Annotated in this window: 12 protein-coding genes; 4 read left to right on the top strand and 8 right to left on the bottom strand. The window is 64.8% G+C overall.

Translation table 11 applies throughout. The features are described 5' to 3' along the window. Positions 1 to 74: 74 nt before the first annotated feature. Positions 75 to 1,583, bottom strand: coding sequence for a YifB family Mg chelatase-like AAA ATPase (locus Q8R81_RS07780; protein ID WP_305616853.1), 1,509 nt, complete (start codon positions 1,581 to 1,583; stop codon positions 75 to 77). Positions 1,584 to 1,772: 189 nt separating this feature from the next. Between Q8R81_RS07780 and Q8R81_RS07775 the strand changes: the two genes are divergently transcribed. Further along, a complete protein-coding gene (locus tag Q8R81_RS07775) occupies positions 1,773 to 2,471 on the top strand; it encodes a hypothetical protein (RefSeq protein WP_305616852.1) in 699 nt (232 codons plus the stop codon). A 150-nt stretch (positions 2,472 to 2,621) separates the two neighbouring features. Here the strand turns inward: Q8R81_RS07775 and polA are convergent, their stop codons facing one another. Beyond that, on the bottom strand, positions 2,622 to 5,459 hold the full coding sequence (gene polA / locus Q8R81_RS07770; protein ID WP_305616851.1) for a DNA polymerase I: 2,838 nt from the start codon (positions 5,457 to 5,459) through the stop codon (positions 2,622 to 2,624). Between the two features lie 270 nt (positions 5,460 to 5,729). On the opposite strand from polA, the gene Q8R81_RS07765 reads away from it, so the two are divergent. Then, positions 5,730 to 5,924 carry a hypothetical protein gene (locus tag Q8R81_RS07765; protein ID WP_305616850.1) on the top strand — a complete coding sequence of 65 codons (195 nt, stop codon included), beginning with the start codon at positions 5,730 to 5,732 and terminating at the stop codon, positions 5,922 to 5,924. 206 nt (positions 5,925 to 6,130) lie between these two features. Here Q8R81_RS07765 and Q8R81_RS07760 read toward each other — a convergent pair whose 3' ends face one another. Then, positions 6,131 to 7,099 (bottom strand): serine hydrolase, encoded by a 969-nt coding sequence (locus Q8R81_RS07760; protein WP_305616849.1) that lies wholly within the window; start codon positions 7,097 to 7,099, stop codon positions 6,131 to 6,133. A 227-nt stretch (positions 7,100 to 7,326) separates the two neighbouring features. On the opposite strand from Q8R81_RS07760, the gene Q8R81_RS07755 reads away from it, so the two are divergent. Together Q8R81_RS07755 and Q8R81_RS07750 are read left to right on the top strand one after the other, a co-directional pair. Beyond that, positions 7,327 to 8,646 (top strand): phosphotransferase, encoded by a 1,320-nt coding sequence (locus Q8R81_RS07755; RefSeq protein ID WP_305616848.1) that lies wholly within the window; start codon positions 7,327 to 7,329, stop codon positions 8,644 to 8,646. Beyond that, a complete protein-coding gene (locus Q8R81_RS07750) occupies positions 8,646 to 9,947 on the top strand; it encodes an acyl-CoA dehydrogenase family protein (RefSeq protein ID WP_305616847.1) in 1,302 nt (433 codons plus the stop codon). Before Q8R81_RS07755 ends, Q8R81_RS07750 begins: the two co-directional genes overlap by 1 nt. A 114-nt stretch (positions 9,948 to 10,061) precedes the next feature. On the opposite strand, the gene Q8R81_RS07745 is transcribed toward Q8R81_RS07750, so the two are convergent. From Q8R81_RS07745 to prmC, 5 genes are all read right to left on the bottom strand, one after another. Beyond that, the gene (locus tag Q8R81_RS07745; protein ID WP_305616846.1) at positions 10,062 to 10,676 is read right to left on the bottom strand and encodes a lysozyme; all 615 of its coding nucleotides are present in this window, start codon (positions 10,674 to 10,676) and stop codon (positions 10,062 to 10,064) included. A 231-nt stretch (positions 10,677 to 10,907) separates the two neighbouring features. Beyond that, on the bottom strand, positions 10,908 to 12,113 hold the full coding sequence (gene metK / locus Q8R81_RS07740; RefSeq protein ID WP_305616845.1) for a methionine adenosyltransferase: 1,206 nt from the start codon (positions 12,111 to 12,113) through the stop codon (positions 10,908 to 10,910). Between the two features lie 74 nt (positions 12,114 to 12,187). Then, positions 12,188 to 13,768 (bottom strand): apolipoprotein N-acyltransferase, encoded by a 1,581-nt coding sequence (lnt, locus tag Q8R81_RS07735; protein ID WP_305616844.1) that lies wholly within the window; start codon positions 13,766 to 13,768, stop codon positions 12,188 to 12,190. Positions 13,769 to 13,995: 227 nt separating this feature from the next. After that, positions 13,996 to 15,015, bottom strand: coding sequence for a DUF4167 domain-containing protein (locus Q8R81_RS07730; protein ID WP_305616843.1), 1,020 nt, complete (start codon positions 15,013 to 15,015; stop codon positions 13,996 to 13,998). A 205-nt stretch (positions 15,016 to 15,220) separates the two neighbouring features. Continuing rightward, entirely contained in the window at positions 15,221 to 16,093 is an 873-nt protein-coding gene (gene prmC, locus Q8R81_RS07725) for a peptide chain release factor N(5)-glutamine methyltransferase (RefSeq protein ID WP_305616842.1), read from the bottom strand. Between the last annotated feature and the right edge of the window lie 61 nt (positions 16,094 to 16,154).

Raw genomic sequence — 16,154 nt, 5'->3', positions numbered from 1 at the left:
AAGTCGAGACACCTTGCGCAGCGTGTCTCGACTTCGCTCGACACGAACGGCGGAGAGCAGGGCAAGAGGCGGAATTACGCCCTCGGCGCGATCCGCCGATAGCTGAGCGCCTCGGCCACATGGATGCGCCCCACCGTCTCCGCCCCCGCAAGGTCCGCAATCGTGCGCGCCACGCGCAGCATGCGGGTATAGCCGCGCGCGGACAGGCGCATCGCTTCGGCGGCTTGGGCCAGCAGCTTGCGCCCCGGTTCGTCCGGCGTGGCGTGGGTGTCGAGCATGTCGCCGTTCAACTCGGCATTGCTGCGCATGCCGCTGCCTTCCAGCCGCGCAACCTGCACCGCTCTTGCCCGCGCCACCCGCGCAGCCACCTGATCCGAACCCTCGGCGGGCGGCGGCAAGGCAAGATCGGCGGCGGACACGGGATCGACCTCAACGTGCAGGTCAATCCGGTCGAGCAGCGGCCCTGACACCTTCGATTGATAATCACCCGCACAGCGCGGCGCGCGGCTGCAGCCCAGTGCCGGATCACCCAGATGCCCGCAGCGGCACGGGTTCATCGCCGCGATCAGCTGCACCCTCGCCGGGAAGGTCACGTGCGCATTGGCCCGCGCCACCGTCACCTCGCCCGTTTCCAGAGGCTGGCGCAGCGAATCCAGCACGGCACGCTGGAATTCGGGCAGTTCATCAAGGAACAGCACGCCCAGATGGGCAAGGCTCACCTCTCCGGGCCGAACCTTCAGCCCGCCGCCGGTCAGCGCCGCCATCGAGGCCGAATGATGCGGGCTGCGGAACGGACGCGCCCGGCTGATCCGTCCATCCTCCAGCGTGCCTGCAACCGATGCCACCATCGACACTTCCAGTGCCTCTGCCGGGGTCAGTTCGGGCAGGATACCCGGCAGGCACGATGCCATCAGCGATTTGCCCGCACCCGGCGGCCCGATCATCAGCAGGTTGTGTCCGCCCGCCGCCGCAATCTCCAGCGCGCGCTTGGCGGTTTCCTGCCCCTTCACCTGCTTCAGGTCGGCCATCCGCCGCGCAGGTTCCGCCACGCCTTGCGCAGGCTGCGGCAGGCGGTGCGTGCCTTTCAAATGGTTGAGCAGCCCGATCAGATCAGGCGCGGCGATCACGTCGATCCCGCTCGCCCAGCGCGCCTCTGGCCCCTGCGCGGCGGGGCAGATCAGCCCCTTGTCCTGCCCGCTGGCGTGGATTGCGGCAAGCAACACGCCGGGCGAGGGCAGCACACGCCCATCCAGCGCCAGTTCGCCCACGGCCACGTAATCGGCAATCTGTTCCAGATCGATCACTCCCATCGCCGCCAGCAGCGCCAGCGCAATGGGCAGATCGTAGTGCGAACCTTCCTTGGGCAGATCGGCGGGCGACAGGTTCACGGTGATCCGCTTGGGCGGCAGCGCCAGCCCTAGCGCCGACAGCGCCGATTGCACCCGCTCCCGGCTTTCACCCACCGCCTTGTCCGGCAGGCCCACCAGCTTGAACGCAGGCATGCCGGGCGAGACCTGGCACTGCACTTCGACCCCGCGTGCCTCCAGCCCCAAATAGGCAACCGTGGAAACCAGCGCGACCATTCATCCTCCTGCCCGCCAAAGGGCCTGCCCGATAAGGGCCAAACCTTAGCGTAGCGCGCGCGCTTCAGGCACGGGGACGGGATGCTGCCATTTTCGAAGCATCTTGGTGTGATACACAAAACACAGTGAACGCAATTTAACCGCATTCCTTGGCAGTTCGGCAATCCGCTTGGCCCGAAAGCAAAGGCCATGCTTCGCCGCCTCGCCCTTCCCGCGCTTTGCGCCCTGCTCGCCTGCCAACCGGCATCAGCGCGCGAGGTCAGCACGCGCACGTGGGTGGAAGACGGCGTTACCTGGACCGAGACGACCACCGTCGAAGTCTTCGAACCCGGCTCCGAACGCATCGTCGGCCTTACCCGCGCCGATGTGAAGGGCGTGGCCAGCTTCGGCCCCTTCGAAGTGCTCGACGGCACCCGCGCCGCCTTGGTGGCCGAAACCGACAGCTACTCCCCGGCTGACTTCCAGAAGATGCTGCGCGCGTTCCCCGGCATCCGCGTGCTGGAAATGCCCGATTGCCCCGGCACGGTCGATGATTTCGCCAACCTCCGCCTTGGCCGCATGATCCGCGCGCAAGGCATCGCGACGCATGTGCCTGAGCACGGTTCGGTCCGTTCAGGCGCGGTCGAACTGTTCCTTGCAGGGGCCAGCCGCAGCGCCGCGCCCGATGCCTCGTTCGTCGTCCATGCGTGGATGGACGAAGATGGCCGCGAACCGGACGATTTCAGCGCCAGTGACCCGGTCAACCGCGCCTATGTCGATTACTACCGCGAAATGGGCCTCCCCGCCGACAAGGCTGCAGCGTTCTATGCGCTGACCAATTCGGTGCCGCACGAAGACGTGCTGATGCTGGGCACCGGCGATCTGCAGAAGTTTGCGGCGTTGAACTGATCGGCGAGCGCCAAAGCCCACCCCGCTGCGACTAACTTCACTGCGTTCAGCAAGTCTCGCGGCCCTCCCGCCTGCGGGTGGGCAAATAACAACGCTCGCCCTCCCCTCCCGCCGGCGGGAGGGGTTGGAGGTGGGCTGGAACGCAGCCCCTTAGTGCGCCGCCCCCCAAGACAGCCCCGTGCCGATCTCCACGCCCAACGGCACCGTCAGCGTCACCGAAGGCTCCGCCGCCGTAGCCATCACCCGCTCGATCACCGGCTTGGCCGCGTCCACATCCCCCGCAGGCAGTTCGAACACCAGTTCGTCATGCACTTGCAGCAGCATCCGCACATTGGGCAGCCCCGCTTCAGCCAAAGCAGGCATCATCCGCGCCATCGCACGCTTGATGATATCGGCGCTGGTGCCCTGAATCGGCGCGTTGATCGCCGCGCGCTCGCTGCCCTGCCGTTCGGCCTGGTTTTTGGAACCGATGCGCGGGAACCACGTCTTGCGGCCGAACAGCGTTTCCGAATAGCCGCGCTCACGCACGCTTTCCAAAGTCTCGTGAATATAGCGCTGGATACCCGGGAAGCGTTCGAAATAGCGGTCGATCATCGCCTGCGCCTCGTCCGCACTCACACCCAGACGCCCACCAAGGCCCCAGCGGCTGATGCCATAGAGGATCGCGAAGTTGATCGTCTTGGCCCGCCCGCGCGTATCGCGGTCCACGTGCCCGAACATCTCCATTGCCGTGCGCGCGTGGATATCCTCGCCCGCCGCAAAGGCCTCCTTCAGCGCCGGAACATCGGCCATGTGCGCGGCCAGACGCAGTTCGATCTGGCTGTAGTCCGCCGCCAGCAGCACGTTGCCGGGTTCGGCGACGAAAGCCTCGCGGATCTGGCGGCCAATCTCGGTGCGGATCGGAATGTTCTGCAGGTTGGGATCGTTGGACGACAAGCGCCCGGTCTGCGCCCCGACCAGAGAGTAGCTGGTATGCACCCGCCCGGTATCGGGATTGATCGCGGCTTGCAGAGCATCGGTGTAGGTCGATTTCAGCTTCGACAGCTGCCGCCATTCCAGCACCAGCGTGGCCACCTCGGCACCTTGCAACGCCAGCCCTTCCAGCACCGACTGGTCGGTGGAGTACTGCCCGGTCTTGCCCTTCTTCCCGCCCTTGTAGCCCAGCTTGTCGAACAGCACTTCGCCCAGCTGCTTGGGGCTGCCGATGGTGAAGGCCATGCCCGCCTTCTCGTGGATCACGCCTTCCAGCCGCGCGATCTGCGTTGCGAATTCGGCTGAGAGGCCCGCCAGACGCTCCCGGTCCACCTTGATGCCGCCTCGCTCCATCATGGCGACAACCGGCACCAGCGGACGGTCTACGCGCTGGTACACGCGCATGCCGCCTTCATCGACCAGCCGGGGCTGGAACAGGCGGTGCAAGCGCCATGTCACGTCCGCATCCTCGGCGGCATAGCGAGTGGCATCGGCCAGCGGCACTTCGGCAAACGAGATCGCCTTCTTGCCGCTGCCGCACACGTCCTTGAACGCCATCGTGGTGTGGCCCAGATGGCGTTCGGACAGCTCGTCCATGCCATGCCCGCCCACGCCCGCTTCGCTGCGGCCCGCATCAAGGCAGAAGCTCATCACCATCGTGTCATCGATAGGGCCAACGTTCACGCCATAACGCGCCAGCACGTTCAGGTCGTACTTGATGTTCTGCCCCACCTTCAGCACCGCATCGCTTTCCAGCAGCGGCTTGAGCGCGGCCAGCGCCTCGGCCCGGTTCACCTGATCGGGCTTTTCAGCGAACATGTCCGACCCGCCGTGGCCCAGCGGGATATAGCAGGCGTCGTTGGGGCCAAGCGCAAGGCTCACCCCCACCAGATCGGCGCGCATCGCATCCAATGCACTCGTTTCGGTGTCCACCGCCACTACGCGCGCGGCAAAGGCGCGGGCGACCCATTGTTCCAGCGCTTCCATCGTCTGCACGCAAGGATAGGCCTCACGGTCCACCGCCGGCCATGAAGGCAACGCTATGCGCTCACCCGCAGGCGCGGCAACCGCACCGGCAGTCTCGGGCTTGGCAGGGTTCAGCTGCGTATTCGGCCCCGGACTGCCCTTGCCGTCGTCCAGCCGCCGCAGCAGGCTGGTGAAGCCGTGGACTTCCAGAAACGCTGCCAGCGGATCGCGCGGGATCACGTCCAGCTTGAAATCCTCAATCGGCACCGGCAGCGGGCAGTCTTCCTTCAGCTGCACCAGCACGCGCGATAGCCGGGCCATGTCGGCCTGCTCGATCAGGCTCTCGCGCAGCTTGCTCGCCTTCATCGCAGGCGCAGCCGCCAGCGCTGATTCGAGATCGCCGTGTTCCTGAATCAGCTTGGTAGCCGTCTTCGGCCCGATGCCGCGAATGCCCGGCACGTTGTCGACCGAATCGCCCATCAGCGCCAGCACGTCGCCCACCTTCTCCGGCGGCACGCCAAACTTCTCGACCACTTCGGGAATGTCGATGCGCAAGTTCTTCATCGTATCGAGCATGTCGACGCAGCCGCCACCCACGCCGCATGTGCCGACAAGCTGCATCAAGTCCTTGTCCGAAGACACAATCGTCACGTCCCAGCCGCGCAGCGTGGCCGCGCGGGCATAAGACGCGATGATATCGTCCGCCTCAACTCCCTCTTCCTCGATGCAGGCCAGGCTGAACGCGCGCGTGGCATCGCGGATCAGCGGGAACTGCGGCACAAGGTCTTCGGGCGCGGGCGGGCGGTTGGCCTTGTACTGGTCGTACAGGTCGTTGCGGAAAGATGTGCCCGCCTTGTCGAGAATCACTGCAAGGTGCGTTGGCCCATCGGCCTTGTGCAGGTCTTCGGCCAGTTTCCACAGCATCGTGGTATAGCCGTAGACGGCACCCACCGGGGTTCCCTGCGGGTTCGTCAGGGGCGGCAACCGGTGATAGGCGCGGAAGATGTAGGCCGACCCATCGACCAGATAAAGGTGCTGTTTTTCGCTCATCCAGGGGTGTTAGCAGGGCAATTGGCCTGCGTCATGGGGTTGCTGCCGCAACTTTGTTGCAACATTTTACAAGGCCGAAACCCCCGGAAATCGGGCGAAAAAAAGGCAAGCCCGCCTGCACGATATGCAGGTTGCGACGGAATGCATACGTCTTGTGCTTGCAACGCGATGAATTGCCGATTAATTGGGTCGCGAAGTCTACCGGCTGAGTAGGCTTTGCGGCGGGCTGCTTGCCCGGCGCTGTTCACTTCAATCCAGGGATTGTAACGCATGCGCAAGCTCATTCTCGCCGCTGTCGCCGGCACCGCCTTCGCTCTCGCTGGCTGCTCGGAAAAGCCGGCTGAAGAAGCAACCGAAGCTGCTGTTGAAGCAACCGAAGCTGCTGCCGATGCATCGGCTGCCGCAGTTGACGCTTCGGGCGCTGCCTCGGAAGCTGCTGCTGAAGCTTCAGAAGCTGCTATGTAATTTCTGCCTTTTTGGCAGATTACATGAGATAGAAGGGGCGTGGTCTTCGGACCGCGCCCCTTTCTCTTTGCGCGGACGGTTTTGGAACGAGACTACGCGCACAACGAATCCAGCCCTCCCGTAAACGGGAGGGCCGCGAGACTTGCTGAACGTAGTGAAGTTAGTCGCAGCGGGGTGGGCCGACTATGGCACCAACCCTACCCAAATCAGCGGCGGCGCACCAGATCCTGCGTGCCATTGCCCAGCGGTGTGCTGTAGCCATCATAAATCGTGCGCATCATCCGCGCGATCAGCTTGGCATGGGCTGCATGGCCCTCAGGCCCGGTCACAAAGAACGTCACGGCCAGATGCCGGCCATCGGGCAGGCGCACGATGCCAACATCGTCGGTCACGCCCCACAGGGTGCCGGTCTTGTGCGCCACCAGCGTGCCTTCGGGCACGCCTGCACGGATGCGGGTCTTGCCGGTGCTGGTGCGGGTCATCGTATCCAGCAGAACCGCGCGGCTTTCCGGGCTGAGCACACCGCCGCGGTCAATCGCCGCCAGCAGCGCAATCATCGCGCGCGGCGTGCTGGATGTCCGGGTGTCGATCACCTTGGCTGGATCAACCTTGCCATCATCGCGCACCAGCGTGGCCATCGTATGGTCCAGCCGCTGCCCGGCAATGCCATTGCGCGTCAACCAGCGGTTCACGTTCTCAAACCCGCCAACAACCTTGATCAGCCCGTCAGTCGCCTCGTTGCTGCTGCGGGTAATCATCAGTTCCATCAGGCTCTGCGCGGTCATCACGCTGCCTGCACGCAGCGGTGCCTCAGGGCTGAACGCGCCGGTTTCGCGCACGCGCAGCATCATCGGGAACTGCTGGTCGAGCCGGTAATTGCCCTTTTCAACCTGCTCCAGAAAAGTTGCCGCTACCGCAATCTTGGCGGTGCTGGCCATCGGGAACGGCATGTCAGCATTGACGAAGATCTGGCCGCCACCATCAAGGTCCATCGCAGCAACGCCGATCCGCCCGCGCCCTTCGGCGGCGATGGCGGCAACCTGCTGCTGGATGATCTGATCGCGCTGATCGAGCAGCGTAATCGCATCACGGCTCTGCACCTGCGGAACAGTGGCAACCAGCGCGGGCACTGCAGTGAACAGTGCGGCAACGAATCGAGCGGTACGAAACTTCATGCCCTCACTTACCCCGATCCCGGTTTATGCGTCTTTAACAAAACTAACCGTTTGTGATTCAGCGGGAAAGTGCCCTTCTGATCATCTCGGCGCAGCCACAGCGCGGGTGAACCGATCTTCGGGAACCAATCGTTTCCAAGCAATCGGACAATGATTCGCTCTGGACTTTAATTGGACGGTTAAGAATAGTCTGGCCAGCGGCAAAACAGTCGCAAGCGGGAGAGGCGATGGAAAGGCTGCTGGAAGCCGTAATGCGCCGCGCAGGCGTACCGGGATCGGTGTCCGGCCTCGAACGCCTCTCAGGCGGGGCCAACATGGAATCGTGGCTCTTCGCCAGCGGGGAAGAGCGCTTCGTCCTGCGTCGCGCACCTTCGCCCGAATGGATCGCCGCGCGCCCGCTGGATATGGCGGGAGAGGCCGAAGTGATTCGCCGCGCCCACGCCGCCGGGGTCGCTGCGCCTGAAGTCATTGCTGAACTCACCGCCGAGGACAGCCTCGGCATCGGCTTCATCATGCGCTGCCTGCCCGGCACGGCCGATCCCGAATCGGCGCTTTCATCGCCGCCTGAACTGGCGGATGACCTTGCCGAGGCGATGGCGCGAATCCACGCGCTCGATACCGCCACCCTCACCGTCCTGCCCCGTCTCGACCCGGCAGAGGGCGTCGAAGCCCTCGCCTGCCAGTTCGCAGAGGCAGGCGGTGACCGTCCCCTCATCGCACTCGGCCTTGCATGGCTGCGCGCCAACCTCCCACCGCCCGCCAAACCGGTGGTGGTCCACGGCGATTTCCGCATCGGCAACCTGATGGTCCACGAAGGGCGGCTGTCGGGCGTGATCGATTGGGAATTGGCCCATCTGGGCGATGGCCACGAAGACCTCGCCTATGGCTGCATGACCGTGTGGCGTTTCGGACGGCTCGATCAACCAGCGTTCGGCCTCACCGACATCGAAACTCTGGCAGCTGCCTATCAGGCCGCCGGCGGCGAGCCATTCAGCCCCGCCCGCTTCCGCTTCTGGTTGGTCTATCGCACCGTGTGGTGGGCGCTAGGCTGCCTGTCGATGGGACAATCGTGGCGCAGCGGCACAGACCGCTCCTTGGAGCGCGTCGTCGTGGCAAGGCGCTGCGCCGAACAGGAACTGGACCTGCTGCTCCTGCTGGAAAGCGAAGCCCCCGAGGCCGAACGCGTCCGCCCGTTGCCCCCAGCCCCGCCGCCATCGCCTGCCAGCACCGGCGAACCCACAACCGCCGAAGTCCTCACTGCCGTGTCCGAATGGCTCGCCGCCACGGTGAAGGACAAGCTGGCAGGCCGCGAGCGCTGGGAATTGGCCGTCGCGCAAAACGCGTTGGGCATCGTCCGCCGTGAACTCACGTCCCGCGCAGACCCCGCCGACAAGACCTTGGCTGACGATCTGCTGGCAGGCCGCCAGACCCTCGCCACCCCCGGCCTGCTGACCGATCTGCGCCGCCGCGCGCTGTCTACCCTTTCCGCCGACATGCCCAAATACCCGGCGCTCGCCGCCGCCCGCACGCTCTGGGAGCAAACCTGATGGACTTCGACCTTCCCGAATCCCTCGTTGCCTACCTCGCCCAACTTGATGCCTTCATCGAAGCCGAGATCAAGCCGCTGGAGCAGGCGGACGACAACATCCGCTTCTTCGATCACCGCCGCGAATGGGCGCGCACCGATTTCGACAACGGCGGGTTGCCGCGCCACGAATGGGAAGAGCTGTTGATCGAAGCCACGCGCCGCGCCGATGCCGCCGGACACTGGCGCTTTTCCGCGCCCAAGAAGTACGGCGGCAAGGACGGCCAGAACCTGTGGATGGCGGTTATCCGAGAGCACTTCGCCGCCAAGGGCCTTGGCCTGCACAACGATCTGCAGAACGAACATTCCATCGTCGGGAATTTCCCCTTCGTCGCCATGTTCGAACACTTCGGCACAGACGATCAGAAGGCCGAATTCATCAACGGCGGCTTTGCCCGCACTCGCCGCACCGCCTTCGGGCTGACCGAGCCGAACCACGGATCGGACGCCACCCACATGGAAACCCGCGCCGTGCCCGAAGTGCGCGATGGCGTGGCGGGCTGGCGCATCGATGGCGAGAAGATGTGGACTACCGGCATGCACGTGGCCACCCACTGCGCCACCTTCGCCCGCACCAGCGGCGAGAATGGCGACGCACGCGGCATCACCTGCTTCCTCGTTCCCAACCCCGCGCCGGGGCTGGTGATCGAGGAGTACCTGTGGACGTTCAACATGCCGACAGACCACCCGCGCGTGTCGTTCACCAATGTCTGGGTGCCGGACAGCGCGATCCTCGGCCCCGTGGGCGGCGGCCTGTCCATCGCGCAAAGCTTCGTCCACCAGAACCGCATCCGGCAGGCAGCCTCGTCACTGGGCGCAGCCACATTCTGCGTCGAGGAATCGGTGCGCTATGCCCGCGAACGCAAGCCCTTCGGCGAGGAACTGGCGCGCAATCAGGCGATCCAGTTCCCGCTCGTCGAACTTGCCACCCAGTGCGAAATGCTGCGCCTGCTGATCCGCAAGACCGCATGGGACATGGACCGGCTGGAGGCCGAAGAGGGTGGTCACAAGCGCATCGAACGCGAACTGTCAGACAAGGTCTCGATGTGCAATTACTGGGCGAACCGGCTGGTCTGCGAGGCGGCGGACCGGGCGATGCAGGTCCACGGCGGCATCGGCTATTCCCGCCACAAACCCTTCGAACACATCTACCGCCACCACCGCCGCTACCGCATCACCGAAGGCGCCGAGGAGATTCAGATACGCAAGGTGGGGGCGTTTTTGTTCGGATACCTTGGGCCGCGGAAGGGGATGTTCGGGTAACTGACCGCTTGTCACCCCCGCGCAGGCGGGGGTCCAGCCCGCAAGAACGTCGTCGCACAGCGACGGCATTCCCGTAGCTGGATTCCCGCCTGCGCGGGAATGACGAAAGAGGGATCACTCGAATAGGCGATCAAACCACGTCTTCTTCTTGGCCACCGGAACCGGAGCGGGCGCTGGGGCATCCACAAACAACCCCTCAATCAGCCCCCGCACCTCAACCCGCTTGCCCCGCACCGGTGTGTACGAAGGCTTGGCCACGCCATAGACCAGCGCCATCCCGTCCTCGCTCCACTGCCCGTCAAAGAACAACGCCTGTTCCTTGCGCCGCCGCGCCAGCAGTTCCCTGGGCCGCGCCCAGTCGAGCATCGATTTGCGCGCGCCGTCCACGTCGCCTTTCACAAACCGCCCGATCCAGCTGGCCCGCGCAATCGCGCCGGTATTCCAGTGGAACGACAGCGCCGCGCCCAGCTCAGCCTCGCTCGGCTCATGCTTGCCAAAGGCGGCGAGGACCGGCGGAAGGTACTTTTCGCGCAGCAGCCACAGGTACACGCCGATGCAGTGCTCCAGCGGCTGCGGCTTGTCTTTGTAGCGCGGGAAGACCTTGTGCCCGCTCGCATCGGTGATCCCGACGCTCCACGTCCACACGCCGACGCTGTCCTTGTAGGCTTCGGTCACGATGCCTTCGTGGGCGATCAGTTCAAGAGCGATGCGGGGGGTGAGTTCGCGCATGAGGGTCCGACTCCGTTGCAAAAACCAGAGTCGTGCGCGCAGGGACGGCTTGTAGGAAATGCGAGATGAAACCCATCAGAAACCCACCCCCAACCCCTCCCGCCTGCGGGAGGGGAGAGGCAGGAAACATCACAACGCAAAATGGCCCGCTTCGGGGTGCGAAGCGGGCCATTGTGTGACCTTCAGGTGCGCCTAGGTGCAGTTAGGTGCATCTAGGTGCACTTCAGGATTTCAGGCCAGAGCGGCCTTCAGATCGTCCACCAGATCGGTGCGTTCCCACGGGAAGAAGTCACCATCCGGCTTGCGCCCGAAGTGGCCATAGGCCGCGGTCGGCTGATAGATCGGCTTGTTGAGGCCCAGATGCGTGCGGATGCCGCGTGGCGTCAGGCCGCCCAGCTTGGCAATGCCCTTGATCGCTTCTTCGATCTTGTCATCGCCGATCGAGCCGGTGTCGTGCGTGTCGACATAGAGCGACAGCGGCTCGGACACGCCAATGGCATAGGCGATCTGGATGGTGCAGCGCGTGGCAAGGCCAGCGGCGACCACGTTCTTGGCCAGATAGCGCGTGATGTAGGCAGCCGAACGGTCAACCTTCGTCGGATCCTTGCCCGAGAACGCGCCGCCGCCGTGCGGGCTTGCGCCGCCGTAAGTGTCAACGATGATCTTGCGGCCGGTCAGGCCGGCATCGCCATCAGGACCACCGATTTCGAACGAGCCGGTCGGGTTGATGTAGTAGGTCGTGTCGCGCAGCAGGACCGGCGGGATCACATCGGCGATCACGCGCTTCACATAATCGTGCAGCTCGGCTTCGTTCGCGCCCTCGTCATAACCCGGCGCGTGCTGGGTGGAGACGACGACCGCGGTGGCCGCAACGGGGAGCGAGCCTTCATAGCGCAGCGTAACCTGGCTCTTGGCGTCAGGCTCAAGGAACGGGGCCGCGCCGGAGTGGCGGTCAGCCGCCATGCGTTCGAGGATCTTGTGGCTGTAGTACAGCGTGGCGGGCATCAGGTCGGGCGTTTCGTCGGTCGCGTAACCGAACATGATGCCCTGATCGCCTGCGCCTTCGTCCTTGTTGTCGCCAGCATCGACGCCCTGCGCGATGTGGTCCGACTGGCCGTGCAGGCGGTTGATGAATTCGAACTTCTCCCAGTGGAAGCCGTCCTGTTCATAGCCGATGCGCTTGACCGTTTCGCGCACGGTCTTCTCGATCTCTTCCTGCGCGCCCGGTGCCCATGCGCCGTTTTCGTAAACGCCCTTGCAGCGGATTTCACCGGCGAGGACGACGAGCTGCGTGGTGGTCAGGGTTTCGCAGGCGATGCGGGCTTCGGGATCTTTCGACAGGAACAGGTCGACGATGCCGTCGCTGATCTGGTCGGAAACCTTGTCCGGGTGGCCTTCGGAGACGCTTTCGGAAGTGAACAGGTAATCGCTGCGCATTGGCGGTCCTATGCTGATGGCCGTGCCCGAAACGGGCCGAGGCGATATAAAGAAACCTTTATGTCTGCCCCCGCTTAGCGTTTCCGCGTAGCGCTTGCAACCAGTGCGATGAAAAGAAGCGCTATCCCCCACGCAAGCGCGAGCATGTTGCCGAACGTGGCAAACGGCGTGGGCGCATGGGCGGGCGGCACTTTGCCATCAAGCCGCCCTGCACGCAGCGGGGGCACGAACTGGCGGACAACGCCATCGGCATCGATCACCGCGCTGATCCCGGTGGTGGTGGAGCGCAACACTGGCAGCCCCTCCTCAATCGCGCGCATCCGCGCCTGCGCCAGATGTTGCGGCGGTCCCCACGCACCGAACCAGCCGTCGTTCGAGGGGTTGAACAGGTAGTCGGGCCGGTGGGCACGATCCACGACTTCGCCGGAAAAGATGATCTCGTAACAAATCTGGATTCCGGCCTTTCCTTGCGCGCCGAAATCCAGTGTGCGCGGCCCCGGCCCTGCGAAAAAGTCGAGGCTGCCCGCCACCAGTCGTGACAGACCGATGGGTTCCAGAATCTCGCGCATCGGCAGATATTCGCCATAAGGCACCAGATGCGCCTTGGCATAGGAGCCGCGAATCGCGCCGCCCGAATCGAGCGCAGTTACCACGTTCCACGCGCCCGCCACTTTCGGCCCCTGCATGGCAAGATCGGTTGTCCCGGTCAGCAGCAACCCGCCCTTGCCCGCCACGCGGCCCAGCCGCTCCCGCGCCAGCACCGGGTCTGCGGCATAGGTCGTTTCATCATACCAGAACTGCGCGTAGCCGGGGCGCAGGAAATCGGGCACGCCGCTTTCAGGCCAGAGCACCAGCCGCGTTTCCCCCGGCTTGCGCGGCAACGAGAGGGTGGCGGACGTCTGGAACTGGCTTTCGTAGTTGGCGGGATCGTTGAGCACATCCTGCCGCACATCGGGCTGAACGAGGGTGTAAGCGAGTGTACCTTCGCGGCGCTCTCCGTGAAGCGGCAGAACCATCAGCAGCGCAGGGGCAAGCGCATAGGCCAGCGCCGCCCACTTTTGCTCCTGCCGCCAAGACCGCAGCGCAAACAGCCACCAGCCGCTGAGCACGACAACGAGGCCCGAAAGCGCATAAGTGCCCGTCCACTGCGCGGCGAGGGCAAGGCCGGGGCGATCAAACCCGCCCAGCGTCACCATCGCCAGCGGGTTCCACGCAAAGCCGGTGAAAGCCCATGCGCGCAGCCATTCGGCAAATATCCATGATGCCGCAAAGGCGGGGAGCAGCATCGCGCGGCGCGTATTGGCGAGCCACCAGCCGAGCAGCGTGGCGATGGCCGGATAGACGGCAAGGTAAAGTGCGACCAACAGCACCGCGATCCAGCCGAGCCACGCGGGCATTTCGGCCTGATAGGTAAATGCCGTGGCGATCCACCCGTTGCCCACGGTGAAGTGCCCAAGGCCGAACAGCCAACCAGCCAGAAGCGCCTGCCGCCACGTTTTCACCACGTAAAGCCGATGGATCAGCCATGCCAGCGCAGCCAGCGTCAGCGGCCAGAGGCCGAGCGGCTGGAACCCGCAGGCGGCAAGGCCACCGGCGGCGATGGTCAACAGATTATCGCGGGGAAGCGGGCGAAAGGGGAGGCGAAAGCGGCTCATACCTGCCCGCTATGGGGTGGCGCGCTGCTGGCCGCAAGCGCGCAGGGCATTGCGCAAGGTTTGGTTATCGAATGCGGCGCTTTGCCGTTTCCCACCCCCAACCCCTCCCGCTTGCGGGAGGGGAGAACGCAAGACCAGCCCCTCCCGCTTGCGGGAAGGGCTGGGGAGGATCAAGTTAGCACCGTGCTGGTCGCAGCAGGATAGGCCAACGCCCATCCTGCAAACAATCAGCCTTCAACCGGCTCGCTGGCTTCGGTCGCAACGACCTTGCGCGGGCGGCCGCGCTTTTTGGGTGCAGGTGCGGCCTCTTCGGCAGCCACTGCAGGAGCGGGGCGAGGAGCAGGGGCAGCCTCCGGTTCTGGATCGGCCCTTACGTTGATCGAAGGCGGCAGGAACGATGCGTCGAGCGTTGCCGGAGCGTCATCATCACCCTTGGCGCCATCCCTTACCGGGCGCGGGCCGCGTTCGGTGCGCAGGCGAAGGCCGCGCGCGGGGCGCGGTTCACGAACGAAGGGATTTTCGGCCGCTTCGGTGATTGGCTCACCCTCAATCGCAGGAATGCCTTCGCCGGGCAGCGCTTCGACAGCGGCACCTTCGGCATCGCGGTTGCGATTGCGGTCAAAGCGGCGATTGCCGTCACGCCGACCTTCGTTTCGGTCTTCGCGGGGGCGATCATCACGGGGCCTGTCGTCACGCGGACGATCCTCACGGGGACGATCTTCACGGGGACGATCTTCACGATCACGCCGACCTTCCGGTCGCTCGTTGCGCTCCGGGCGGTCATTGCGCTCGGGACGTTCGGCCCGCTCGGGACGTTCAACGCGCTCCGGACGTTCTGCCCGCTCTTCGCGCTCTTCACGTTCGCGCCGGGTGGGGGGGCGATCAAAGCCGAGGAAATCGCCTTCGACGCTGAAATCACCGCCGTCATCCTCGCCGTCCTGCTCCTGCCAGCGTTCACCGCCGTTGGCACCAGCGGGGCGGGCGCGCTGTTCGTCCTGCCGGACGCGGGCGTCGGCAAGCACGCGGAAGTAGTGATCGGCGAACTGCAGATAGTATTCCGCCTGCACGCGATCGCCATTCATGTGGGCGTCCTGCGCGAGCTTGCGATACTTTTCGAGCAGTTGGGGGGCATTGCCCCGTGCGCGACTGTCGATCCGGTTTAGCTGCTGACCACCATTTTGCGGGCGACTGTTATTGCTACGCCCGCGACGGCGGTTGTTACCACGATTGTTATTCAACTCGGGCACTTCCTTAATTGAGGCGGCCTCTCGAAAACTTGGTGCAAGGGTATTGCAGCGAAACCCTCTGCCACCGGCCCACCCCACGTTTGACGATGGGCGAATCGGGGTTTCCAGCATCTGCGCTTATCCCGACCGTTTGGTCGTTCATCCCTGCAAATGGTGGAGCTGGCCGGGACGGGAAGCCTCATCCGTCCCCTGCCTGACAACACGATTAGTGATCCAAAGAGACCTTGCCAAGCAGAATATTGGCCATTTTCGCCATTTCCACTGCCCTTTCGCGCAGGGCGAGGTCTTGGTGGAGCTTTGCCGTCATGCCGGAGGCCTGTGCGAGGGCGGTAACAGCTTGCCCTTGGGTCCAGCCGATCTCGATGATGGCGATGCCGTTTTCCGCCAGAAGGCCGGGGATCTGCGGGATCAGAATGCGGTAATCATCAAGACCATCGGGACCGGAAAACAGCGCTTGTGCCGGCTCATGCGCGCGGACGGAGGGGGTGAGATCGGCGGCGTCCTCGACATAGGGCGGGTTGGACAGGACCAGATCGAACTGGCCGAGGTCTTTGGCCCATCCGTGCTGGGTCCAATCGCCGGGGAGAAAGCGTGCGGCGGGTGCGTGGCGCTGGCCGTTGGCGCGGGCGACGGCGAGGGCTTCGGGCGAACGCTCGATGGCTACGCCTTCAGCATCTGGCCAGAGCGAGAGCGCGGCGAGGAGGAGCGCGCCCGAGCCGGTGCCAAGATCGAGGATGCGGCGGGGCGCGGGGCGATGGGCGAAGGCTTGGCGGGCTGCCTCGACCAAGGTCTCCGTGTCGCCACGAGGGATCAGCACGGCGGGGCTGACGGTGAGTTCGAGGCCGTAGAATTCGGCGCTGCCGGTGATGTAGGCGACGGGTTCGTGGGTCAGGCGGCGTTCGACCAGCGGGGCAAAGGCGGCTGGCGTCTCGGCCTGCATGTGGCGCAGCAGCACGTCAGTGCGGGTGCAGCCAAGCGCATGGGCCATCAGCAGTTCGGCATCGAGCCGGGCGGTGTCGCTGGTGGCGGACAGGCGTTCGGCGGCGGCGCGGAGGGTATCTGCTATCTTCAAACGCATTGCTCCCCCGCGAAGGCGGGGGCCTCAGGCGTGTTACGGCACATCAGTGTAAACGGCCTGA

It is taken from the genome of Novosphingobium sp. (genome assembly GCF_030696665.1).
Classification (GTDB): domain Bacteria; phylum Pseudomonadota; class Alphaproteobacteria; order Sphingomonadales; family Sphingomonadaceae; genus Novosphingobium.
Note: the sequence above shows the minus strand (reverse complement) of the source record. Positions and strands in the feature narration are given on the sequence as shown.